Origin of the sequence: Flavobacterium sp. HJSW_4, assembly GCF_042436695.1 — a bacterium.
GTDB lineage: Bacteria > Bacteroidota > Bacteroidia > Flavobacteriales > Flavobacteriaceae > Flavobacterium.
In genome coordinates, this window is record NZ_JBHNPP010000011.1 from 37,196 (window position 1) to 59,529 (window position 22,334).

A 22,334-nucleotide genomic window follows, 5' to 3' on the forward strand; every position below is an offset into this window, starting at 1 on the left:
AAGCGATTTATCTTTGGGAGAAAATCTGAAAAAGGATTGAGTGATGATAGGTAAATTTTGCTTATGATCCTCAGTGGATTAGGTTTTATATTTGTATTATCCCCACCATATTTTGATCAGGATAAAATGAAAAAAGTGTCATAACTTTATAGCGATGAATGATTGTGGAACAAAAAAGACCGAGGCTCGGTCTTTTTTTAATGAAGAGGAATTTCAAATGGAGAAGGATGGAAGAGAAGAAAGAGGAAAAATGACGGCAGAAAAGACAAAAAAAATGCTGAAAGATGAAGGAGTGGAAGTGACGCTGGAACAGGCGGGAATGATTTTAGAATTTTTAAGAAAACTGGCAAACATGGCAGTTTCAAACTATTTAAAGAAAAAAGATGAGAAAAATAGCAGACCTATACGTGAGAGTGAGTACAGATGAGCAGGCAGACAGGGGCTACTCACAGAGAAATCAGGAAGAAATGCTTCGCAAGTACTGCGAAATAAATGCAGTTGAAATAAGACATGTTATTTATGAAGACCATTCGGCAAAGACATTCAACCGCCCGCAGTGGAAGAAACTGCTTGCGGATCTAAAGAAGCATAAGAATAAAACCGATCTTCTGCTGTTTACCAAATGGGACAGGTTCAGCAGAAATGCAGGAGATGCATACCAGATGATCAGTATGCTCAGAAAACTGGGAGTAGAGCCTCAGGCTATAGAACAGCCTTTAGATCTTTCAATACCAGAAAACAAAATGATGCTGGCTTTTTATCTGGCTGCTCCCGAGGTGGAAAATGACCGTAGAGCCCTGAATACCTTTCACGGAATGAGAAGAGCGAGAAAAGAGGGAAGGTATATGGGGATTGCACCAATAGGGTATATCAACAGAGTAAAAGAAGACGGAACAAAATATATTGCATTCGACCAGCCAGAAGCCTCTATTTTAAAATGGGCTTTTGAAGAACTTTCCAAAGGAATCTTCAATACGGAACAGGTGCTTCACATGGCAAAAGAAAAGGGGCTTAAAGCAGGCAAGAACCATTTCTGGAGAGCGATCCGCAATCCTCTTTACTGTGGAAAGATAGAAGTTCCTAAATATAAGGATGAGGAACGCGCTTTAGTGAGAGGACAGCATGAAGCATTAATCTCGGAAATGCTTTTCTATAAAGTTCAGGATGTTCTTGACGGGAGATCCCGCAAATATCTTCCAAAGGCACTTTCAGCCAAGCCTTTTCCGCTCAGAGGTTTTTTCATCTGTCCCGACTGCGGGAAAATATTGACTGGAAGCATATCTAAAGGACGACATAAATATTATCCTTATTACCATTGCAGTGCAGGATGCAGATACAGGATAAACTCGGAAACAGCCAATGAGATATTTATACAGAATCTGAAAAAATATGTTCCTATTCCTGAGGTTAAAAATATCTATGCTAATGTCATAGGCGACTGTTATAAAGAACAGATTAAGGATGTCTTGGAAGAAAAAACTAAAATCATAAGCCAGATCAAAGATTATGAAGCCAGAATATCAAATGCAAGAGATCTTCTTGCAACAAAACAGATAGATGCTTCAGACTACCGAGATATGAAGTCAGATTATGGAGAGATGGTAAGGAGGCTTGAACTTAAATTATCTGGTATCGATGATGAGAATAAAGATATTCAAGAGCTTTTAAAAGCGGGAGTAGAGAACCTGATGAAGCTTAATGAATATTATGAAAACGGCAACTGGATTGAATCGAGAGATTTATTAGGTTCGATTTTTCCTGAGAATTTTACGATCTCAGAAAACGGGTTTCGAACCGCTAGAGTAAATGAAGTGGTGCATCTCATCTACAGTATTAACAGGCTGATAGGGCTAAATAAAAAAGGGACAAAGAAGAAATTTTCTTCTTTGTCCCAATTAGTAGCGGGAACAGGACTCGAACCTGTGACCTTCGGGTTATGAGCCCGACGAGCTGCCTACTGCTCTATCCCGCGATGTTTCGGGTGCAAAGATACGCCGATTTTTTAGAAATCCAACGAAAACTTAAAAAAATGTTTTATTTTCTGTATTGAGTTGATATGACTACCTTTGCATCTTAAAATATCATGCAAATGTCACATAAAGCAGGTTTCGTAAATATTATCGGAAATCCAAATGTTGGAAAATCAACATTGATGAACGCTTTCGTTGGAGAACGATTGTCGATCATTACATCAAAAGCACAAACTACACGTCATAGAATTTTAGGAATTGTAAATGGAGAAGACTTTCAATTGGTTTTGTCTGATACTCCTGGAATTATCAAACCGGCATACGAAATGCAGGAATCGATGATGAACTTTGTAAAGTCGGCTTTTGAAGATGCTGACATTTTAATCTACATGGTCGAAATAGGCGAGCAAGATCTTAAAGACGAAGATTTCTTTAAAAAAATCATTCATGCTAAGATTCCGGTTTTATTGCTTTTAAATAAGATTGATAATTCAAACCAAGAACAATTAGAACAGCAAGTTTCTTTCTGGAAAGAAAAAGTGCCAAATGCAGAGATTTTCCCAATTTCAGCTTTGCAGAACTTCAACGTTCCAGAAGTTTTTGGAAGAATTATCGAATTATTGCCAGAATCACCAGCTTATTATCCTAAAGATCAATTAACAGATAAACCAGAGCGTTTCTTCGTAAACGAAACGATTCGTGAGAAAATCTTGTTGAATTACAGTAAAGAGATTCCGTATGCGGTTGAAATCGTGACAGAAGAATTTCATGAAGATGAAAAAATTATAAGAATCCGTTCGGTAATTATGGTGGAACGCGATACGCAAAAAGGGATTATTATTGGTCACAAAGGAGCTGCTTTGAAAAAAGTTGGAACAGATGCTCGTGCTGATTTAGAGAAATTCTTCGGAAAACAAATTCATATTGAACTTTACGTAAAAGTGAATAAAAACTGGAGAAGCAACGCTAATATGCTGAAACGTTTCGGATACAATCAATAAAAAAGAGCTTTCAGTCGCAGTTTACAGTCTCAGTCTGAAAACTGCGACTGCGGCTAAAAAATATAAAAAACTTAGGTACTTAGAAACTTAGCGTCTCAGCAACTTTTTTTAACTACCTTTGCAAAAAATTTAAAAACAGCATTTTGGATTACAAGTGTTTGGTTTTTTAAGTAATTAAAATTCTAAAATTGGAAATCTAAAATCTAAAATTAACAAAAATGAGTAATAACATTGTTGCGATAGTAGGAAGACCTAACGTAGGGAAATCGACCCTGTTTAATAGGCTGATACAAAGAAGAGAAGCTATTGTAGATTCAGTATCTGGGGTTACCCGTGATAGAAACTATGGTAAAAGCGAGTGGAACGGAAAAGAGTTTTCTGTCATTGATACAGGTGGATATGTTCGAGGGTCTGATGACGTTTTCGAAGGTGAAATTCGTAAACAGGTAGAGCTTGCTATCGACGAAGCCGATGTTATTATTTTTGTGGTTGATGTTGAAGAAGGAATTACGCCAATGGATGAAACCGTTGCAAAATTGCTTCGTAAAGTAACTAAACCAGTTTTATTAGCTGTAAATAAGGTGGATAACGCAATGCGTGAAAAAGACGCTGTAGAGTTTTATAACCTTGGTTTAGGCGAATATTATACTTTCGCAAGTATCTCTGGAAGTGGAACAGGAGATTTATTAGATGCTTTAATTGAATCTTTTCCTGAAAAACCTGAGCCAGTTACGCCAGAAGTTGAATTGCCTCGTTTTGCAGTTGTAGGTCGCCCTAATGCTGGAAAATCTAGTTTTATCAATGCTTTGATTGGTAAGGATCGTTACATTGTTACTGATATTGCAGGAACAACTCGTGATGCAATTGATACTAAATTTGACCGTTTTGGTTTCGAATTTAACTTGGTTGATACTGCCGGAATTCGCCGTAAAGCAAAAGTAAAAGAAGATTTAGAGTTTTATTCTGTAATGCGTTCTGTTAGAGCAATTGAGCATGCAGATATCTGTATATTGGTTATCGATGCAACTCGTGGATTTGAAGGTCAAGACCAAAGTATTTTCTGGTTGGCTGAGAAAAACCGTAAAGGGGTTGTAATCTTGGTAAACAAATGGGACTTAGTAGAAAAAGATACTATGTCAACTCGTGATTACGAAGAGAAAATCAAAAAAGAATTAATGCCTTTTACAGATGTGCCAATTTTATTCGTTTCTGCTTTAACAAAACAGCGTTTATTAAAAGCACTTGAAGCTACGGTTCAAGTTTTCGAAAATAGAAAACAAAGAATTGCTACTTCAAAATTTAATGAATATATGTTGAAGGTGATCGAAGCATATCCGCCACCAGCGACAAAAGGTAAATATGTGAAAATTAAATATTGTATGCAGTTACCAACTCAAACGCCTCAGTTTGTGTTTTTTGCGAATATGCCACAATATGTTAAAGAACCATATAAAAGATATCTTGAAAATAAAATCAGAGAGAAATGGGATTTTGCAGGAGTTCCGATCGATATTTATATTAGAGAAAAATAAAAAAAAGAATCCCCTCAAATAGGGGATTTTTTTATGTTTTGCGTCTATGATAATTACAAGATCAATTTTTTATTGGCATTATATTTGAATAAATGTAAAAAATACAATTAAACCTTTTGCATTTTTTTAAGTCTTACTGATCTAACTAACCCAATTTTATGACCAAGATTTATTCATTTTTATTGTTTTTAGCTTTTGTTTATTCGGCAAATGCCCAGAACAATATTGTTATTAAAGGAACTGTAGTTGATATTAATTCGCAGCTTCCGCTAGAACTCGCCACGGTTTATTTTACGGCTGTAAAAGATTCTACTATTATCGAGTATGCTACAACCGATAAAAACGGAAATTTTATTATCAATACTAAAAAGTATGATAAACCAGTTTTCCTAAAAGTAAATTATACGGGCTATCAAGCTTATTATGAAGAACAAAAAGGACTTACAGAAAGTAAAGACTTTGGAAAATTGTATATGCTTGAAAACGCAAATGTTTTAAATGAAGTAATAATTAAAAGCGAAGCGCCGCCAATTACAATTAAAAAAGATACTTTAGAATTTAATGCGGGTTCTTATAAAGTGCGTCCAGATGCAAATGTGGAGACTTTACTGAAACAATTGCCTGGATTTGATGTTGATAATACTGGAAAAATTACCGTAAATGGGCGAGAAGTCAATCAGGTTTTAGTCAACGGAAAAGCATTTTTTGATAAAGACGGAGCGATTGCCATTAAAAATCTTCCTGCCGATATTATTAAAAAAGTTCAGGTTTCTGATTTTAAAACCAAAAAAGAAGAGCTTGCTAAACAAGAATCGACTTCAGATTATTCAAGTATAAATATTACAATTGACGAAAAGAAAAACAAGGGGTATTTCGGTAAAGTCCTTGGCGGATACGGTTCAGACGAACGCTACGAAAGCAGTTTAATGATGAACTTCTTCAAGAATAAACAAAAAATTAGTGTTTTAGCTTCTTCAAATAACATCAACTCAACTGGATTTTCTATGGATGAAGTTTTTGATAATATGGGAGGAGGAAGAAATGCAAAAGGAGGCAATCAAGGCGCGAGTAGCGGAGGAAAAGGAATTACGCAGTCTACTTTGGCCGGAATTAATTATTCTGACGATTGGTCAAAAGATTTGGAGTTTATGAGCAGTTATAACTTTACAAATGCAGTGACTAAAAACGAAAGTAAATCGAATCAGCTTAGTTTATTGCCGACAGGGAATATTTTGACCGAATCAGATTCTAAAACTAGAAATGAAAATACTGGAAACAACGTTAATTTTGAATTAGAATACAAAATTGATCCTACTATGCAAATTGTTTTTGCGCCTAGATTAAATTTGTCTGAATCTAATAATAATTCTTCTTCTTCGACTTTTTCTGAAAATGAAAATGGCGATGCATTGAACGAAAGTACAGCAACATCTCATACAGAAAGTTCGAATACGAGCTTTGCCAATAGCATCAATTTCAATAAAACTTTCGAAAAGAAATCTCGAAATTTAAGTGTAGTTTTTAATAACAATAACACTAAAAATGATTCGAACGGAATTAATATTTCGGAGACTATTTTTTATCAGGATGCAAAGCCAAATGATGAGAGAAATCAGAACGCAAAAAATACTTCAAAAAGCGATGCTTATTCTTTTGACCTAGAATATACAGAGCCTATTACAGATTCACTTCGAGTTCGTTTTGGTACCGATTTTGACTGGCAAAGTTCGATGAGTGATCAAAAGACATTTAATTTTGATGATGTTTCACAGGATTATTCAGATTTAAACTTATCGCTGACAAATTATACAACATCTAAGCAAAATTCGATTACGCCAAAAGTAGGTATTACTTGGCAGAAAAGTAAGTTTACATTGAACATCGATTCGAGAACATCAGTTGTAGAGTTTGATAATCATTCGTTTTACTTGAATCAAGCAACCGATTTAGATAAGAGATACATGCTTCCATACGGAAGGGCTCAGCTTCGATACAAATTCGATCGTTCTAAAAATTTAACTTTTAAATACGATTATTCTAATGCGCTTCCGTCAGCAACACAATTAATGCCAGTTGCAGATTTAAATAATCCGTTGAATAGTGTAATTGGTAACCCGAACTTAAATCCGATAGAGAAAAATACTGCGGGTATCGATTTTAAAAATTTCGATTTTAGAACACGTTCTGGCTACAGTTTATTTCTTAAAGGAGATTATTATAATAATGATATAGTTTCGACTTCTATTTATGATGATAGCGGAAAAAGAAACACAACTTATGTAAATATTTCAGGAACTTATTCGGCTTCGGTTGGAGGAAACTGGAATCAACAGATTAAAAAAGATGCGCATACGATTCGATATGGTTTGCGTTTAAGCGGTAATTATAATTTTGATAAAGGATTTACAAATGCTGTTTTATATTATGCAAAATCGGTTGTAATTACGCCAAGTGTTTACGCTTCTTATGATTATGGAGAAGTGCTTTCAATTGCGCCATCTTATAGTTTATCATACAACGAAACGAGATATGAAAACTTTTCAAGAGATGCGACTTCAAACGTAATTCATAGAATCAATATGCAGACAACTTCGTATTGGCCAGCTAATTTAATTTTCGGAAATGATTTTGGATATACTTATAATTCAAACATTTCAGATGATTTTAAAAAGGATTTTTTCCTTTGGAACACGAGTTTGTCTTACGGTTTTTTGGATAAAAAGCTTTACGCGAAAGTGAAGGTTTATGATGTTTTGAATCAGAATCAAAGTGCGACAAGAACAATTTCGCCAACTTCTATCCGTGATGAAGAAAACACGGTTTTAAAACGATATGTAATGTTTTCTCTAGCTTATAAAATCGGAAATTTTGCCGATAGTAAAAAAGGAAGAAAGCAAAGAGGAGCATAGTCTTTTTGAGGGACAAAGGTTCAGAGGGACAAAGTTACAAAGGTTGTAAAAATGCCGATCAAACTGAATTTGATCGGCATTTTTTGTATAACTTATAACTCATAGTTTATAATTTTTTACGATTAATTCGATGATAAACTGTTAACCTGAAAATATCACGATCGTAAAAATCTACGCCGCTGGCGCGTCTTTGAAAGTTCTTTAAATAACCCAATTCCACACCAAGATTTGGATTGAAATGATATCGTAAAGCAACATAAATACGATTTTGATCGAAAGTATTTCTACGATTATCTTTTCCGAAATTGAATAAAATTTCATCTGAAATAGTTCCTTTTATGCTTCGGCCTTCTTTTTCCCAAAGGGTAAACATAGATTGTAAACGGTATCTAAATCGAAAAGCATATGAGAACTCGTCAAGAAGTCCGCTTTTATCTGCTTTTTGAATGAATCGTTCTTCTAGCTGAAAACGGTTATGAAAAGTGATTTTAGCAATATCATTGATCAAAGTTGCATCTTGCTGTGCTCTATATTCGGGAACAGAATAATCAGGATCAACATGCGGATTTTGAGTATTGACACTAAAAAAAGCAAATCCAGCTCCTAATTCAACCATTTTATTTGCTCTGAAACGAGCTTGAGATCTTATAACAAAAAGATTTTCGTGAATAGGGTTTACAAAACTTCGATTATCAAATTCAGAATGTAGTGCCCATTTTTCAGATAAGGGAAAAATATTATAATATCGAATCCAAGTCAGAGTCTGCTGGTCGATATTTCTTTGATTTTGCCCCGTAATTAACTGGCTAGCAAAGATTATAATAAAAAGAAAGCTAAGAAATCTGTTCAATTGCTATAAATTCAAGCTGCGAATTTATATAAAATGATCTCATTCCTAATTATTTTAAAATCTGTTTTATAATTTTTTTTGTGAAAATAAAAAAACGAGACACATTCTAAAATGCATCTCGTTTTAATACTAAAACTAACTAACCGCTTACAGTGAATACTTAAATGTAACTCCGTAAGTTCTTTGATCACCAAGAACACCAGCATATTGTCCTGTGTTACCACTAGCAGGCAATAATTGCTCATAGTAATCTTTATTGAAAAGGTTTCTTCCCCAAAACTGAATAGATAATCCTTGTGAAGCACGGAAACCTAAACGAGCATTAAAGATTGCATAACCTTGAACTACTAAATATTTTGAAGCCGAAGGGCTTGAAGAAAATTCAGAACGAGCATATCCATCAGCAGCGAAGAAGATTTTTCCAGCATTTCCAAAGAATCTTGCATTATCTGAAAGCTCACCTCCAAGTGAACCTGCCCATCTTGAAGCTCCTGGCAATTCAGTTCCAGAAACATCTTTGTAAGCAACCTGAACTCCATCAACAGTAAGTCCTGTGTCTTCTAATGGAAGCGGCGCATTTGTAAATTTCACATATTTACCATCTGTATAAGTAGCAGCACCATTTATGGTTACATGTGAGTTTATTACAAAGCTCGCATCCAATTCTGCACCTCTTACACGTACTTTATCTGCGTTTGCAAGATAACCGCGGTTTACACCTAATTCAGCTGCCTGAACGTTAGTTTGGAAATCTTTGATATCAGTATTAAAGAACGTCAAGTTGAAGATTGAGTTTTTAAATGGAGACGTTTTTACTCCAATTTCATAATGATTTACTTTTTCTGGTTTAACTACAGCAAGTTCTGTCATTGGTTGGCCTGCTGAGTTTGATGGAAGCCCAGCTACGTTAACTCCAACAGGTTTGTAACTTTTAGCATAAGTAGCATAAACATTGATTTTGTCTGATGCTTTGTAAGTAAGAGTTAAGTTTCCAGAAAAGTCTGTGTTATCTGTATCTGAATCAAATGCTTGATCAGAGTAAACTGATTTTTTCAAAGCCAATAAAGCAGGATCTGTTGTCTGAAGACCTCCGTAAGTTTTACGAGAGTAGCTTGCATCTTTTTTGTCAAAGTTATATCTCAAACCTGGCAAAATGTGGAATCTATCTGTAACAGCCCAATCGATTTGCCCAAATACCGCAGCACTCGAAGCTCTAATTCTGGCATCAGTATGAATTCCGTAACCTTCAAAAAGGCCTGGAGTTTTCCATAATGGACTTGTTGAACTTTGAGAAAATCTCCATTGTGCGTTTCCAGATTCTTCTGTACCATCTGTTTGAGAAGTTTGATCGATAAAGAACACACCTCCAACACCGCTAATTTTTGAAGTTAATTGTCCTGCGTAGCGAATCTCTTGTGTGATCTGTGTTTGTCTTGTTGGGTTTTGAGATTTAGCCAAAACTTGTAATCCTGTGAAATCCCTGTCATTTGATGGATCCCAGTTCCAGAAACGCCAAGCAGTTGTAGAAGTAAGAGTTCCGCCTCCAATTTTTGTATCAATGTTTAACGAAACACCTCCTAAATCTTGTCCAGAGCGCCAAGGAGTATCATGATCTATTTTACGGTCAAAAGCATTTGTACTTGGCAATTGATAGTTTAAATCGGCAATAATAGCATCAAACTGACGGTATGCAGCCCTTTTAGTAGGGGCAACACCAGCAACAACCTGTGCATATCCGTCAGGACGCTGTGTTGTAAGATCTCCAGCTAAAATAATATTCGTGTTTTCTGTTGGAGTCCATAATAATTGTCCTCTAAAACCTTGATTGTTCAAAGTATTAGTTGGTCTTCCTGTAGCAACATTGTCAATTAATCCATCACGCTGTGTTCCTGAGAATGATAAACGGCCTGCTACTTTTTTTCCTAATGCTCCAGTAACAGAAGCTTTAGCCTGTAAAAAAGCATAATTTCCGTAACTAAGTTCAAAATCAGCACCTGTTGTAAAACTTGGTTTGCGAGAAGTAATGTTAAAAGCTCCAGAAGTAGTATTTTTTCCAAATAAAGAACCTTGTGGGCCGCGTAAAACTTCAATTTGTTCAACATCGATAAAGTCTAATGTAGTCGCTGCTGGACGCGCATAGTAAACGCCATCAACGTAGAAACCAACTCCAGGATCGATTCCATCATTTGTAAGTCCGAAAGGCGAACCTAAACTTCTAATGTTGATTCCGGTATTTCTTGGGTTAGAAGAATACAATTGAACAGAAGGAACCAATTCTTTAATTCGGTTAACATTAAATGCTCCAGCTTGTTCTGCTTGTTTTCCTGTAACAACAGAAACTGCGATTGGCACATCTTGTACTTTTTCAATTCTTCTTCTTGAAGAAACCACAACTTCTACAAGTTTGTTTTCTTCACGTAAAGTAACTAATAGAGGAGAAGCTGGTATAGCTGTAATTTCAAGTTCAGCAGTATTATAACCAATGTATTGAACTAAAAGTGTAAGCGGTAATTTTCCTTGTGATTCTATCGAAAATCTTCCTTCAGAATCTGTAATTGTACTAAAAGTCGTTCCTTTAATTACCACATTGGCTGCTTCTAAAGGAATATTTTGATCTGTTGTAACAACCCCGTCAATTTTTTGTGCAAATGAGATTGAGAACGTTAAAACTGCAAGTATTGTAAATATATTTTTTATAGATGTTTTCATTTTTATATTAAGTATATGTGATTAGTAGAATTTAAAATTAAATTTTTTTTACCAACACATACACATCATAAATGAAGCAGTATTCACAGTTGTGAATTTATAATTATAGTTTTTTTGCAAAAGATTTTTTCCACCTGATTTACTAGAATGTACTTTCATGAGTTAATATTTTGTAAATGATTAGTTAATTATTTTTGGCAAATATATATAATTAATTCTATCGATTTACTAGGATTTAGAAAATATTTTTTTATTTCTTCACTAATGAAGCGATTGTGATACCTTCCATAGCCTTCAAAGTTTTGTCTCTGATAAGCATTAAACCGTGACGTAGACTGCATTCAGACTCGGTTTTGCAATCAGCGCAAGGCTCGTAAAAATTTAGAGAAGCACATGGCAAAAGTGCAATTGCACCGTCAAATAATCGGTGAATTTCTGCCAAAGTAATGTCGTTTTTAGATTTTATCAGATAATAACCGCCAAATTTTCCTTGCTTACTGCTCACAAAACGACCGCGTTTTAGATCTAACAAAATCTGTTCTAGGAACTTTTTAGGAATATTTGCCCCTTCAGCAATTTCCACTGTTCTAGAAATGTGATTTTCGTCTTGTTCTGCTAAATAAAGTAAGGCCTTAAGGGCGTATTTTGCTTTATGTGATAACATCTATTTTTAATTATGAATTATAAATTATGAATTAAATTTTGAAACTAAAATATTTCCAAAGATACTTGAAACTTTAAACAAAACTTAAAACATGAAACAAAATTTAATTACCAGCCTCCGCTAGATCCTCCTCCAGAGAAACCTCCACCGCCAAATCCGCCGCCGAAGCCTCCGCCGAAGCCTCCGCCTCCGCCGAAACCGCCGCCAGATGATCCTCCTCCGAATCCTCCAAAACCTCCGCTGCTTCTTCCAAGATTGCTTAGAATAATGGCATCAAGTAGGCTAGGGCCTCCACCGCCATTGTTACCTGAATTTCCGCCACCGCCTCTTTTATTTCGAGAAAGCAGAATTAAAACTATTACAACAATTACGATAAAGGGTAGGAAAGGAAAGTCTTGTCCTTTACTTTGTTTGCGCTCGCCTTTAAATTTTCCTTTAAAAACATCAATAATAGCATCAGTTCCTTTATCAAGACCGTTGTAAAAGCTACCTGCTTTAAATTCTGGAATAATAATGTTTCTGATGATTGTTCCGCCAATACCTGCTGTTAAACGATCTTCAAGACCGTAACCCGGATTGATGGCAATTTTCTTCTCATTTTTAGCTAAAAGAATGACAACGCCATTATCATCTTCTTTAGTTCCTCCAATTCCCCAAGTTTGTCCCCATTTTGTTGCTAACTGGCTTACATCTTCTCCTTTTAAACTTTCAATTGTAATAACAACAATTTGAGTAGTAGTCGAATCGGAGTAGCGAACTAGTTTTTCTTCTAATTGTGCTTTTTCTGTAGAACTTAAAATGTTAGCGTAATCGTAAACGGAAGTTTGAAAACTTGGCTTTGGCGGAATCTCAAATTGCGCAAAAATAGCATTGCTGATAAATAATGCGATAAACAAAAAGGTAATCTGAAAAATTCTATTAGAATTTGGGATTTTAATTTTGGAATTTTTCATTATTTATCCTTTTGAGATTTCGTTAGATAGTTCGTTTACATCATCTTCCTGAGAAGGAAAATATTTTTTAAGCTGTTCTCCGGCATTCAAAATACCATCGACAATTCCTTGCTTAAAGTTTCCAGCTTTAAAATGATTGGCCATAATGTCTTTGGTGCAATGCCAAAAATCATCTGCAACCAAATCATTAATTCCTTTGTCTCCACAAATTACAAAGTTTTTATCTTCAACTGCAAAATAGAGCAATACGCCATTTTTCAGTTTAGTTTCATCCATTCGCAATTCATGAAAAACTTCTAAAGCCCTATCAAAATGGACTTTAGAAGTTGTTTTTTCTATATGTACTCTAATTTCGCCAGAAGTATTATTTTCAGCCATGCGAATAGCTTCAACAATTTCTCTCTCTTCTTCTTTGGTTAAAAAATCTTCTACTTGTGACATTTGAGTAATTTTAGATTGTTGATTTTAGATTTCAGATTTAACTTGAAATCTTTTTTAGAATTTTACTTCAACAGGTTTATCTGCCCCAGTAGAAGCTTCAAAGTATGGTTTTTCTTTGTATTCGCTCAAGAACCAGTTGTTTGGAATCTTTAACACATATCCGTTGTAAACTTGTACAGCTTCGTTAAAACGAGTTCTAGCAGTTAAAATCTGGTTTTCAGTACTTGCTAATTCGTCTTGTAATTTCAAGAAATTCTCGTTTGCTTTTAAAGTTGGATATTGTTCAACAGAAACCAATAATCTAGATAAAGATGAAGAAACTCCACTTTGAGCTTGGTTAAATGCAGCCAATTGTTCTGGTGTAACATTGCTTGGATCAATTGTTACTGAAGTAGCTTTAGCACGAGCTTCGATTACAGCAGTTAAAGTTGATTTTTCAAAATCTGCAGCACCTTTTACAGTGTTTACTAAATTCCCGATAAGATCATTACGTCTTTGGTAAGCCGTTTGAACATTTCCCCATTCTTTATTTACAGCTTGACTGTGTTGTAAAGCAGTATTTTTAATACCAATCGCCCAAAATGCGATAATAGCAACAAATGCTATAATAATTCCTACAGGGATTAACCACTTTTTCATATTTGTTTTGATTTTAGTTTATTTCAATTTTTAATTACAATTCGTTTTTTATGTCGTTCAGTTGCGTTTTTATCGACTCTAATTTACGTATTATTTCGAATTTATCTAACGTTTTCTTCTGACCCTCTTTTAAGTGTGTTTTAGCGCCTTCAAGCGTAAATCCTCTTTCCTTTACCAAGTGATAAATCAATTGAAGATTGGTAATATCTTCTGGTGTGAACATTCTATTTCCTTTGGCATTTTTTTTAGGTTTTAGAATGTCAAATTCACTGTCCCAAAATCGTATCAACGAAGCATTGACATTAAAAGCTTTGGCAACTTCGCCAATACTGTAATATCTTTTGTCTTTAGAAAGTTCAATATGCATGGTTCGTTTTTTTCTATTTTACTTCAAAAATAGTATTTTTTGTACTATTAATCTAATGATTGGTTTTCTTGGTTTGCCATTTGCGAAATCGCGATATATTCTACAGCCGAAATATTTCCGTAATAAAAATTCAGCGGATTTACCACTTTTCCGTCTTTATGAACTTCATAATGACAGTGCGGACCTTCAGACCTTCCTGTGCTACCGACAAAACCAATTACATCGCCACGTTTTACACGCTGTCCTGGGCGACAATTGTATTTGCTTAAATGCGCGTATAAACTTTCATATCCAAAACCATGCCTGATCACAATATGATTTCCGTATCCAGAAGCGGTGTTGTCAGCTCTTTCTACAACGCCGTCTCCTGTTGCATATATTGGAGCGCCTGTATTGGCGGTGAAATCCATTCCGTTATGCATTTTTCGCACTTTCGTGAAAGGGTCGATGCGGTATCCAAAACCTGACGCGACACGTTTTAAATTTTCATTTCGGACTGGCTGAATGGCAGGAATTGCCAACAATAAATTTTCTTTAGCTCCAGCTAATTTCAAAATCTCATCTAAAGACTTAGATTGAATTGCTAATTCTTTTGAAAGTTTGTCAATTCTTTTTGTGGTATTTAAAACCAGTTGCGAATTGTTATATCCTTCTAAAACTTTATATCGGTCAGAATTTTTAAAACCAGCTTTTCGAATAGAATCTGGAATTTCAGCTTTGTTAAAATAAACGCGATAGATATTATTGTCACGTTCTTCAAGTGCATCTGCCGCTTCATCAATTTCGTCCAATTTTTTATTCAAAATAGCATATTGCAACTTTAAATTTTCGATTTCGCGAGCTTGCAAACGATCTTTTGGGGTTTCGAAATAAGGAGTGTTTATTAAAAGAACAAAAACTAAAAATCCAAATAGTGCTGAAGCCAACAAAAACAGGAATGCATAACCAATTTTTATTCTTTTTCTGGTTTTTATTTTCGTATAAGCCAGATTTTCTGAGTCGTAATAATATTTTACTTTCGCCATATTTTAAAATACGCTATTTTTGCAGCTTGTAAAATAACTTAGACGAATAATAGAACTAAATGTTTCAGTCGTGTGAGGCTTTTTACAAGAACAAAATAATTTGATAATTTTGGGGAGAATTACTTAAATTATATAATGCGCAAAATAGCGAATTTATTGTTGTAAAGCATAAGTTTTTAACTTTCAATTTTAAAATTCAAGCATCATCTAAATAAGTAAATTATCTAATTGCCTAATTATCAAATTGCCACATTTAACAGACACATTTTCTAATTAAAATATGAAATCACAAGACGTACGTAAACAATTTTTAGATTTTTTTGAGAGTAAAGGACATACAATTGTTCCATCAGCTCCTATTGTCCTTAAAGACGACCCAACCCTTATGTTCAATAACTCGGGAATGGCCCAGTTTAAAGAATTTTTCTTAGGGAACGGAACTCCAAAAAGTCCAAGAATAGCCGATACGCAAAAATGTCTTCGTGTTTCAGGAAAACATAATGACCTTGAGGAAGTTGGTATTGATACCTACCACCACACGATGTTTGAAATGTTAGGAAACTGGTCTTTTGGCGATTACTTCAAAAAAGAAGCAATCAACTGGGCTTGGGAATTATTGACTGAGGTTTATAAAATCCCAAAAGAAAATCTTTATGTTTCTGTTTTTGAAGGAAGTAAAGAAGACAATGTTCCGTTTGATCAAGAAGCTTGGGATTTATGGAAAGAATTGATCGATGAAGATCGAATCATTTTAGGAAATAAAAAAGATAATTTCTGGGAAATGGGAGATCAAGGACCATGCGGACCTTGTTCTGAAATTCACGTTGATTTACGTTCTGCAGAAGAAAAAGCTTTAGTTTCTGGAAAAAGTTTAGTGAATAATGATCATCCTCAAGTTGTTGAAATCTGGAATAATGTATTCATGGAATTCAACCGTAAAGCAGATGGTTCTCTAGAAAAACTTCCTGCACAACACGTAGATACTGGAATGGGATTTGAGCGTTTGTGTATGGCTTTGCAAGGAAAAACATCAAACTATGATACAGATGTTTTCATGCCATTAATTAGAGAAATCGAAACAATTACAGGAGCAAAATATACTGTAAAAGCATCAAACGAAGAGGAAGAAAAAGTAAATATTGCAATTCGTGTTGTAGCAGATCACGTTCGTGCGGTAGCTTTTGCTATTGCTGATGGTCAGTTGCCTTCTAACACAGGAGCTGGATATGTAATTCGTAGAATTTTACGTCGTGCAATTCGTTACGGATTTACTTTCTTAGGTACAAAAGAGCCATTTATTTTTAAATTGGTTGAAACTTTAAGCGAGCAAATGGGAGATTCGTTCCCAGAAATTAGAACGCAAAAAGCGCTTGCTTCAAATGTAATTCGTGAAGAAGAAAACTCTTTCCTTAAAACATTAGATCAAGGATTGATTCTTTTAGATGCTGTAATTTTAAATAATGTTGGAGATACAATCGATGGTAAAAAAGCTTTCGAATTGTATGATACATACGGATTCCCAATCGATTTAACTGCTTTGATTCTTTCAGAAAAAGGATTGAAATTGGATGAAGAAGGTTTCCAAGAACAATTGCAATTGCAAAAAGAAAGATCTCGTGCAGCTTCAAAAGTAACTGCTGGAGACTGGAATGTGATTGTTGAAGATGATATTCAGGAATTTGTTGGTTATGATAGATTATCACAACAAGTTAAGATTACAAAATATCGTAGAGTTGAAAGTGCAAAAGACGGAGAAATTTTCCAATTGGTTTTCAATGCAACTCCATTTTACGGAGAAAGCGGTGGACAAACTGGTGATAAAGGATATTTAGAAGCGCAAAACGGAGATATTATTTATATTATCGACACTAAAAAAGAGAACAACCAAACGATCCATTTGGCTAAATCATTGCCAGAGAATCTTACTGGAACTTTTAATGCTGTTGTTGATGAAATTCAAAGAGCTAAAACTTCTTCAAACCACTCGGCTACGCACTTGTTGCACCAAGGTTTACGCAAGATTTTAGGAACTCACATTGAGCAAAAAGGTTCGATGGTAAGAAATGCTTCATTACGTTTTGACTTTTCTCATTTTGCTAAAGTTACAGATGAAGAATTGTTAGAAGTGGAGAACTTTGTAAATGCAAGAATTCGTGAGAGTTTACCATTAATCGAAAAAAGAGCTATTCCAAAAGATCAAGCTCTTGAAGATGGTGCAATTGCTTTGTTTGGAGAAAAATATGGCGATTTAGTTCGTACAATTAAATTCGGTGATTCTGTCGAATTATGTGGAGGAACGCACGTTGCAAATACATCTGACATCTGGCACTTTAAAATCATTTCTGAAGGAGCTGTTGCAGCTGGAATTAGAAGAATTGAGGCAATTACAAGTGAAGCTGCAAAAGAATATTTTGAGTCTCAAGCAATTTCTTTCGGAGAAATCAAAGAAGTGCTTAAAAATGCTCCAGATCCTGTAAAAGCGATTCAGGCATTGCAAGATGAAAATGCTCAATTGAAAAAACAATTGGAAGTTTTATTGAAAGATAAAGCTAAAAATATGAAAGCTGATTTAGCTAAAGAATTACAAGAAATCAACGGAGTTCGATTCTTAGCTAAACAAGTAGATCTTAATCCAGAAGGAGCAAAAGATTTAGCTTATGAGTTAGGCAATGCTTACAATGACTTATTTATTGTTTTAGCTACAGCACACGAAGGAAAACCAATGTTAACATGTTATGTTTCTAAAGAAATTGTAGCAAGCAAAAACATAAACGCTGGACAAGTAGTTCGCGAATTAGGTAAATACATCCAAGGTGGAGGAGGAGGACAGCCTTTCTTCGCAACTGCAGGAGGTAAAAATGTTGACGGAATTGCTGAGGCGCTTTCAAAAGCAATCGAGTTTGTGAAATAAAAGATACTAAGATTCTGAGTTACTAAGACTCTGAGTTTTTATAATTCAAAAATAAACCCGACAGATTTTTTAATCTGTCGGGTTTTTGTTTTTTTCTCATTTTATGTCATTTCGACGAAGGAGAAATCTCCACAAGAAGCTCTACAAAGATTGACCTTTTGTTGCGGAGTTACTTGTGGAGATTTCTTCTTCGTCGAAATGACAAATTATTGAAATTCAATTGTGTCCAGCTTTAGCTGGATGAAAAATATAAGTAAAAAATAAGGGCTTTAGCCAAACATAACAGTTTGACTAAAGCCCTTTTTTATAAAACTTTTTGCGTCCAACTTTAGCTGGAGGCAATTCAAAAACTTAGCAACTTAAAAACTTAGCATCTTAGTAGCTTAAAAAAAATTATTTACGCTCCCCAATTTGCTGGCGCCACATAGCGTAATACAATCCTTTCTCAACAATCAAATCTTCGTGTTTACCTTGTTCAATGATTTTACCTTGTTCTAAAACAAATATTTTATCAGCATGCATTACGGTTGATAAACGGTGTGCGATTAAAACTGTAATTCTATTTTTGTCTGAGATATTTCTAATTGTATCGTTGATTTCTTCTTCGGTAATCGAATCTAAAGCAGAAGTTGCTTCGTCAAAAATCAATAAATTCGGATTTCTTAAAATTGCTCTTGCGATAGATAAACGTTGTTTTTCACCTCCAGATACTTTGATTCCGCCTTCTCCGATTGTGGTGTTTAGGCCATCTTCTGCACGTCTTAGAAGTTTATCACAACTTGCACGTTTTAAGGCATCATATAAATCCTCATCGGTTGCGTTTGGTTTAACGAATAATAAGTTTTCGCGAATTGTCCCTGAGAATAATTGAGCATCTTGAGTAACAAAACCAAGCTGTTTTCTTAAGTCTAATAAATCAACATCTGTAGAATCAATGTCGTTATATAAAACTTGACCTTCAGCAGGAGTATATAGTCCAACTAATAGTTTTACCAAAGTTGTTTTTCCAGATCCGGACGGACCAACAAAAGCAACGGTTTGGCCTTGTTTTATTTCGAAATTAATATTTTCAACCGCTTTAAATTTGGCTGTTTTGTGTTGAAAACTAACATTTTGGAAAAGCAATTTCTGAATCGCTCCAATATGTTTAGGGCTTTTTGGGCGAAATTCTTTTGGAGCATTCAATAAATTTTTGAAATTCTCCATAGAAACTTTCGTTTCATTCAGCGCAATAATGAAGTTTCCTAATTCTTGTAAAGGGCCAAAAATGAAGAAAGTAAAAAATACCATTGTCAATAAATCACCAACAATGATTTTTCCTCCAAATAAGAAATAATAAAGTGCAAAAACAACGCAAGTTCTTAAGAAGTGAACGGTTGTTCCTTGAATAAAACTCAAACTTCTAATAAAACGGATTTTCTCCAATTCTAATTGCAGAATTTTAAAAGTATTTAAATTCAAACGTTTCTCTTCTTGATATGTCAAACCAAGACTTTTTACTAACTCAATGTTTCGTAAACTTTCAGTTGTAGAGCCCGCAAGAGCATTAGTTTGATTCACAATCTTTCTCGAAACAATTTTAATCTTTTTACCTAAATACAAACTAACCAAAGCAATAATTGGCGCTGTAATTAAAAAGATAATCGAAATTCTAAAGTCGATTCTAGCTACATAAACGATTACGAAAATGAATCCGATAATCGTTTGAAAAATTAACGAAATAGAAAGTGTAATTAATTTCTCCGAATCAATTCTAACTTTTGTTAGTTTGCTCAACGTTTCACCACTTCGCTGGTCTTCAAATTCAGCATATGGAAGATCAAGAGATTTTTTAATTCCGTCTGTATACATTTGAGCACCAGTACGCTGGATAACAACATTGGTAAAATAATCTTGAAAGTTTTTGGTAATTCTCGAAATCATCGCAGCGCCAAGCGAAAGCCCAAGCCAGAAAGACAATGATTTAATAAATCCGATTTCGTTTCCTTTATATTTTGCCAAACCAACCCCGCAATCCTGCATCAATTTTCCGGTAATTACTGAGTCTGACAAACTGAAACAAATGTTGATAGTAGCCATAATCAAAGCAAAAAATAATAACATTTTATGCTTGACAATGTAGGTATATAATAATTTCATATAAGATTTTAAAAAAATGGAAGATGCAAAAATAAGGAATTGTTTTAGTTTGTAGAGATGGTTTTTGTTATTAAAAATGTAAATTTTTTGAAGATGGAATTATCAGTGTTTTTTTATTGAAGTGATATTGACGCTGTAGTATAATTTAGAGTGCGAAAAACGATTTTTTTAAGCTCAATCTACTTTTTAGCTAATTTTTGTAATTAAATTTTCCAGACTATTCTGTTTAGAATTAGTGGGTTTGATAATTTCTGATTGTAATATTTGTTTTTGATGTGGAATCCCGTAAGGTTTTGATTTTAAGTTGTACTACGTTTGCCTCATCAACAAATTTAACCAAATCAAAATGAAAAAAATTTTATGCTTTTTTGGTGCTTTAGCACTAGTTTTAACATCTTGTTCAAGCGATGATTCATCAGAATCTACAGATGCAGTATTATTACCAAAAAAAATTACTGAAACAGAAGTAATTAATGGACAATCAGGAAGTACTACTTACACAATAACTTATGACGGAAACAAGTTGAAAGAGATTGCTGTTTCAGATGCTTCTAGATCTGTTTACACTTACACAGGAGATTTAATTACCAAAGTAGAGGTATATTACTCAGGTATTTTGAATTCTACTGACGTTTATGCATATGAAAGCGGAAAATTAGTTTCTAGAATTACAACAAGAGAAGCTAATAAAACTATTCAAGATAAATTAACTTTCGTTTACAACGCAAACGGGACAGTTAATGTTAACGAGTCTGACATCATCAATAGACAAGAAATTAAGTATGATACAACAACGCTTTATACTTTTTCTAACGGAAACATTGTTTCTTCAGAATATATTAATGGAGAAAGAGAAAAAATTACAAGTACATTTGATGACAAGAAAAGCCCTTATACTAACATAACAGGAGTAAAAGCATTGTTAGATTTAGATTATTTCGATTTCTATTCAGCTAACAATACAACAAAAAATGTAACTGTAGATTATGATAGTGACGGAAAAGTTACACAAACAGCAACAGTAGAAAACGGTATTAAATACATTAGTAATTATTTTTCTGAAGCATTTTCTGGAGACACAAAAAACTCTTCTAAATTAGAAGTTGCTTACTAATTTAGTTTTAAATAAAAAGGAATCCCCAATTGACTAATGTTGATTGGGGATTTTTTTGATTGAAAAATGAGTATTAAACTGTATTTTTGAATAAAAAAGTCATGCAATTCAGAACTCAAATTCCAATTTCAAAAAGTAATAATCCGATTGATTATAATTCGAAAGTACTTTCTATTGGTTCTTGTTTTGCAGAAAATATGGCGGAGAAATTCGATTATTTTAAATTCCAGAATGAAACCAATCCGTTTGGGATAATTTTTAACCCAGCTTCAATTGAAAAATTATTTGATAGAATTTCTAAACAAGAAATGTTTGGAGAAAAAGATGTTTTCTTTCATAACGAACGTTGGCACAGTTATGATGTACATTCGGATTTGAGTAATTCAGATCGCCAAGAATTGCTGGAATCATTAAATAAAGCGATTACAGAAACCTACAAACAAATAAAAGAAGCGACACACATTATCATCACTTTCGGAACGTCTTGGATTTACAGAAACCTAGAAAAAGATGAAATTGTAGCCAATTGCCATAAAGTTCCTCAAAAGCAATTTTCAAAAGAATTATTATCAGCAGAAGTAATTCAGAAAAGCATTCAAAATACAATTGAAGCGATTCAGACTTTAAATCCAAATGTCAATTTCATATTTACCATTTCTCCAGTTCGCCACATTAAAGATGGTTTTGTAGAAAACCAATTAAGTAAATCGCATTTATTTACGGCTTTGCATAGTATTCTAAAATCTGAAATCTACAATCTAAAATTAGAATATTTCCCTTCTTACGAAATCATGATGGACGAACTTCGCGATTATCGTTTTTATAACGAAGATATGCTTCATCCTAACCAAATTGCGATAGATTATATTTGGAAGCTTTTCAGCGAAAATTACGTTGCAGAAAATGATTTTTCGATAATGAAAGAAGTAGACGAAATCCAAAAAAGTCTGCGCCACAGAAGTTTCAATCCAGAATCTGACCAGCATCAAAAATTCTTAGCAAAACTGCAACAGAAAATTGAAGCTTTAGGAGAAAAACAGCCACACATTAAATTTTAAATTGATTTTGCAATTTTCCACAACGTTAAAATAAAACTTTGTGCCTTTGCGT

The 22,334-nt window shown here is 34.1% G+C and carries 17 protein-coding genes and 1 tRNA gene; 8 read left to right on the plus strand and 10 right to left on the minus strand.

Features of this window, described 5'->3' with window-relative positions; all coding sequences use genetic code 11:
• Positions 1 to 154: 154 nt before the first annotated feature.
• Together ACE01P_RS12195 and ACE01P_RS12200 are read left to right on the plus strand one after the other, a co-directional pair.
• The gene (locus ACE01P_RS12195; protein WP_379698039.1) at positions 155 to 427 is read left to right on the plus strand and encodes a hypothetical protein; all 273 of its coding nucleotides are present in this window, start codon (positions 155 to 157) and stop codon (positions 425 to 427) included.
• On the plus strand, positions 384 to 1,940 hold the full coding sequence (locus ACE01P_RS12200; RefSeq protein WP_379698322.1) for a recombinase family protein: 1,557 nt from the start codon (positions 384 to 386) through the stop codon (positions 1,938 to 1,940). The genes ACE01P_RS12195 and ACE01P_RS12200 overlap by 44 nt, the downstream gene beginning before the upstream one ends.
• Here the strand turns inward: ACE01P_RS12200 and ACE01P_RS12205 are convergent.
• Positions 1,900 to 1,972 (minus strand) — tRNA-Met (locus ACE01P_RS12205). The genes ACE01P_RS12200 and ACE01P_RS12205 overlap by 41 nt on opposite strands.
• A 117-nt stretch (positions 1,973 to 2,089) precedes the next feature.
• On the opposite strand from ACE01P_RS12205, the gene era reads away from it, so the two are divergent.
• The 3 genes from era (at position 2,090) to ACE01P_RS12220 (ending at position 7,412) form a co-directional block, all read left to right on the plus strand.
• Positions 2,090 to 2,971, plus strand: coding sequence for a GTPase Era (gene era, locus ACE01P_RS12210; protein WP_379698042.1), 882 nt, complete (start codon positions 2,090 to 2,092; stop codon positions 2,969 to 2,971).
• Between the two features lie 218 nt (positions 2,972 to 3,189).
• Positions 3,190 to 4,503 (plus strand): ribosome biogenesis GTPase Der, encoded by a 1,314-nt coding sequence (gene der / locus ACE01P_RS12215; protein WP_379698044.1) that lies wholly within the window; start codon positions 3,190 to 3,192, stop codon positions 4,501 to 4,503.
• Positions 4,504 to 4,661: 158 nt separating this feature from the next.
• Positions 4,662 to 7,412 carry an outer membrane beta-barrel protein gene (locus ACE01P_RS12220; RefSeq protein ID WP_379698047.1) on the plus strand — a complete coding sequence of 917 codons (2,751 nt, stop codon included), beginning with the start codon at positions 4,662 to 4,664 and terminating at the stop codon, positions 7,410 to 7,412.
• 106 nt (positions 7,413 to 7,518) lie between these two features.
• On the opposite strand, the gene ACE01P_RS12225 is transcribed toward ACE01P_RS12220, so the two are convergent.
• The 8 genes from ACE01P_RS12225 to ACE01P_RS12260 all read right to left on the minus strand — a co-directional run bounded on the left by ACE01P_RS12225 (position 7,519) and on the right by ACE01P_RS12260 (position 15,060).
• Positions 7,519 to 8,262, minus strand: a complete 744-nt coding sequence (locus ACE01P_RS12225) for a DUF2490 domain-containing protein (RefSeq protein ID WP_379698050.1) — start codon at positions 8,260 to 8,262, stop codon at positions 7,519 to 7,521.
• A 147-nt stretch (positions 8,263 to 8,409) separates the two neighbouring features.
• A complete protein-coding gene (locus ACE01P_RS12230) occupies positions 8,410 to 10,971 on the minus strand; it encodes a TonB-dependent receptor (RefSeq protein WP_379698053.1) in 2,562 nt (853 codons plus the stop codon).
• 250 nt (positions 10,972 to 11,221) lie between these two features.
• Positions 11,222 to 11,635 carry an RrF2 family transcriptional regulator gene (locus ACE01P_RS12235; protein ID WP_379698057.1) on the minus strand — a complete coding sequence of 138 codons (414 nt, stop codon included), beginning with the start codon at positions 11,633 to 11,635 and terminating at the stop codon, positions 11,222 to 11,224.
• A 107-nt stretch (positions 11,636 to 11,742) separates the two neighbouring features.
• The gene (locus tag ACE01P_RS12240) at positions 11,743 to 12,588 is read right to left on the minus strand and encodes a TPM domain-containing protein (protein WP_379698059.1); all 846 of its coding nucleotides are present in this window, start codon (positions 12,586 to 12,588) and stop codon (positions 11,743 to 11,745) included.
• 3 nt (positions 12,589 to 12,591) lie between these two features.
• On the minus strand, positions 12,592 to 13,029 hold the full coding sequence (locus ACE01P_RS12245; protein WP_379698061.1) for a TPM domain-containing protein: 438 nt from the start codon (positions 13,027 to 13,029) through the stop codon (positions 12,592 to 12,594).
• A gap of 54 nt (positions 13,030 to 13,083) precedes the next feature.
• On the minus strand, positions 13,084 to 13,668 hold the full coding sequence (locus tag ACE01P_RS12250; protein ID WP_379698064.1) for a LemA family protein: 585 nt from the start codon (positions 13,666 to 13,668) through the stop codon (positions 13,084 to 13,086).
• A gap of 34 nt (positions 13,669 to 13,702) precedes the next feature.
• Positions 13,703 to 14,035, minus strand: a complete 333-nt coding sequence (locus ACE01P_RS12255; RefSeq protein WP_012023968.1) for a MerR family transcriptional regulator — start codon at positions 14,033 to 14,035, stop codon at positions 13,703 to 13,705.
• Between the two features lie 47 nt (positions 14,036 to 14,082).
• Positions 14,083 to 15,060, minus strand: a complete 978-nt coding sequence (locus tag ACE01P_RS12260; protein WP_379698066.1) for a peptidoglycan DD-metalloendopeptidase family protein — start codon at positions 15,058 to 15,060, stop codon at positions 14,083 to 14,085.
• A gap of 280 nt (positions 15,061 to 15,340) precedes the next feature.
• Between ACE01P_RS12260 and alaS the strand changes: the two genes are divergently transcribed.
• The gene (alaS, locus tag ACE01P_RS12265) at positions 15,341 to 17,971 is read left to right on the plus strand and encodes an alanine--tRNA ligase (protein WP_379698068.1); all 2,631 of its coding nucleotides are present in this window, start codon (positions 15,341 to 15,343) and stop codon (positions 17,969 to 17,971) included.
• Between the two features lie 393 nt (positions 17,972 to 18,364).
• On the opposite strand, the gene ACE01P_RS12270 is transcribed toward alaS, so the two are convergent.
• Complete coding sequence (locus ACE01P_RS12270) at positions 18,365 to 20,110, minus strand: ABC transporter ATP-binding protein (RefSeq protein WP_379698071.1); 1,746 nt, start codon at positions 20,108 to 20,110, stop codon at positions 18,365 to 18,367.
• Between the two features lie 346 nt (positions 20,111 to 20,456).
• Here ACE01P_RS12270 and ACE01P_RS12275 point away from each other — a divergent pair, with 346 nt between their 5' ends.
• A complete protein-coding gene (locus ACE01P_RS12275; protein ID WP_379698073.1) occupies positions 20,457 to 21,224 on the plus strand; it encodes a hypothetical protein in 768 nt (255 codons plus the stop codon).
• 101 nt (positions 21,225 to 21,325) lie between these two features.
• On the plus strand, positions 21,326 to 22,282 hold the full coding sequence (locus ACE01P_RS12280; protein ID WP_379698076.1) for a GSCFA domain-containing protein: 957 nt from the start codon (positions 21,326 to 21,328) through the stop codon (positions 22,280 to 22,282).
• Positions 22,283 to 22,334 lie beyond the last annotated feature (52 nt).

Coding starts and splice junctions, on each gene's coding strand:
- ACE01P_RS12195 (WP_379698039.1), top strand. CDS start 155: ATGAATGATTGTGGAACAAAAAAGACCGAGGCTCGGTCTTTTTTTAAT.
- ACE01P_RS12200 (WP_379698322.1), top strand. CDS start 384: ATGAGAAAAATAGCAGACCTATACGTGAGAGTGAGTACAGATGAGCAG.
- era (WP_379698042.1), top strand. CDS start 2,090: ATGTCACATAAAGCAGGTTTCGTAAATATTATCGGAAATCCAAATGTT.
- der (WP_379698044.1), top strand. CDS start 3,190: ATGAGTAATAACATTGTTGCGATAGTAGGAAGACCTAACGTAGGGAAA.
- ACE01P_RS12220 (WP_379698047.1), top strand. CDS start 4,662: ATGACCAAGATTTATTCATTTTTATTGTTTTTAGCTTTTGTTTATTCG.
- ACE01P_RS12230 (WP_379698053.1), bottom strand. CDS start 10,971: ATGAAAACATCTATAAAAAATATATTTACAATACTTGCAGTTTTAACG.
- ACE01P_RS12235 (WP_379698057.1), bottom strand. CDS start 11,635: ATGTTATCACATAAAGCAAAATACGCCCTTAAGGCCTTACTTTATTTA.
- ACE01P_RS12240 (WP_379698059.1), bottom strand. CDS start 12,588: ATGAAAAATTCCAAAATTAAAATCCCAAATTCTAATAGAATTTTTCAG.
- ACE01P_RS12245 (WP_379698061.1), bottom strand. CDS start 13,029: ATGTCACAAGTAGAAGATTTTTTAACCAAAGAAGAAGAGAGAGAAATT.
- ACE01P_RS12250 (WP_379698064.1), bottom strand. CDS start 13,668: ATGAAAAAGTGGTTAATCCCTGTAGGAATTATTATAGCATTTGTTGCT.
- ACE01P_RS12255 (WP_012023968.1), bottom strand. CDS start 14,035: ATGCATATTGAACTTTCTAAAGACAAAAGATATTACAGTATTGGCGAA.
- ACE01P_RS12260 (WP_379698066.1), bottom strand. CDS start 15,060: ATGGCGAAAGTAAAATATTATTACGACTCAGAAAATCTGGCTTATACG.
- alaS (WP_379698068.1), top strand. CDS start 15,341: ATGAAATCACAAGACGTACGTAAACAATTTTTAGATTTTTTTGAGAGT.
- ACE01P_RS12270 (WP_379698071.1), bottom strand. CDS start 20,110: ATGAAATTATTATATACCTACATTGTCAAGCATAAAATGTTATTATTT.
- ACE01P_RS12275 (WP_379698073.1), top strand. CDS start 20,457: ATGAAAAAAATTTTATGCTTTTTTGGTGCTTTAGCACTAGTTTTAACA.
- ACE01P_RS12280 (WP_379698076.1), top strand. CDS start 21,326: ATGCAATTCAGAACTCAAATTCCAATTTCAAAAAGTAATAATCCGATT.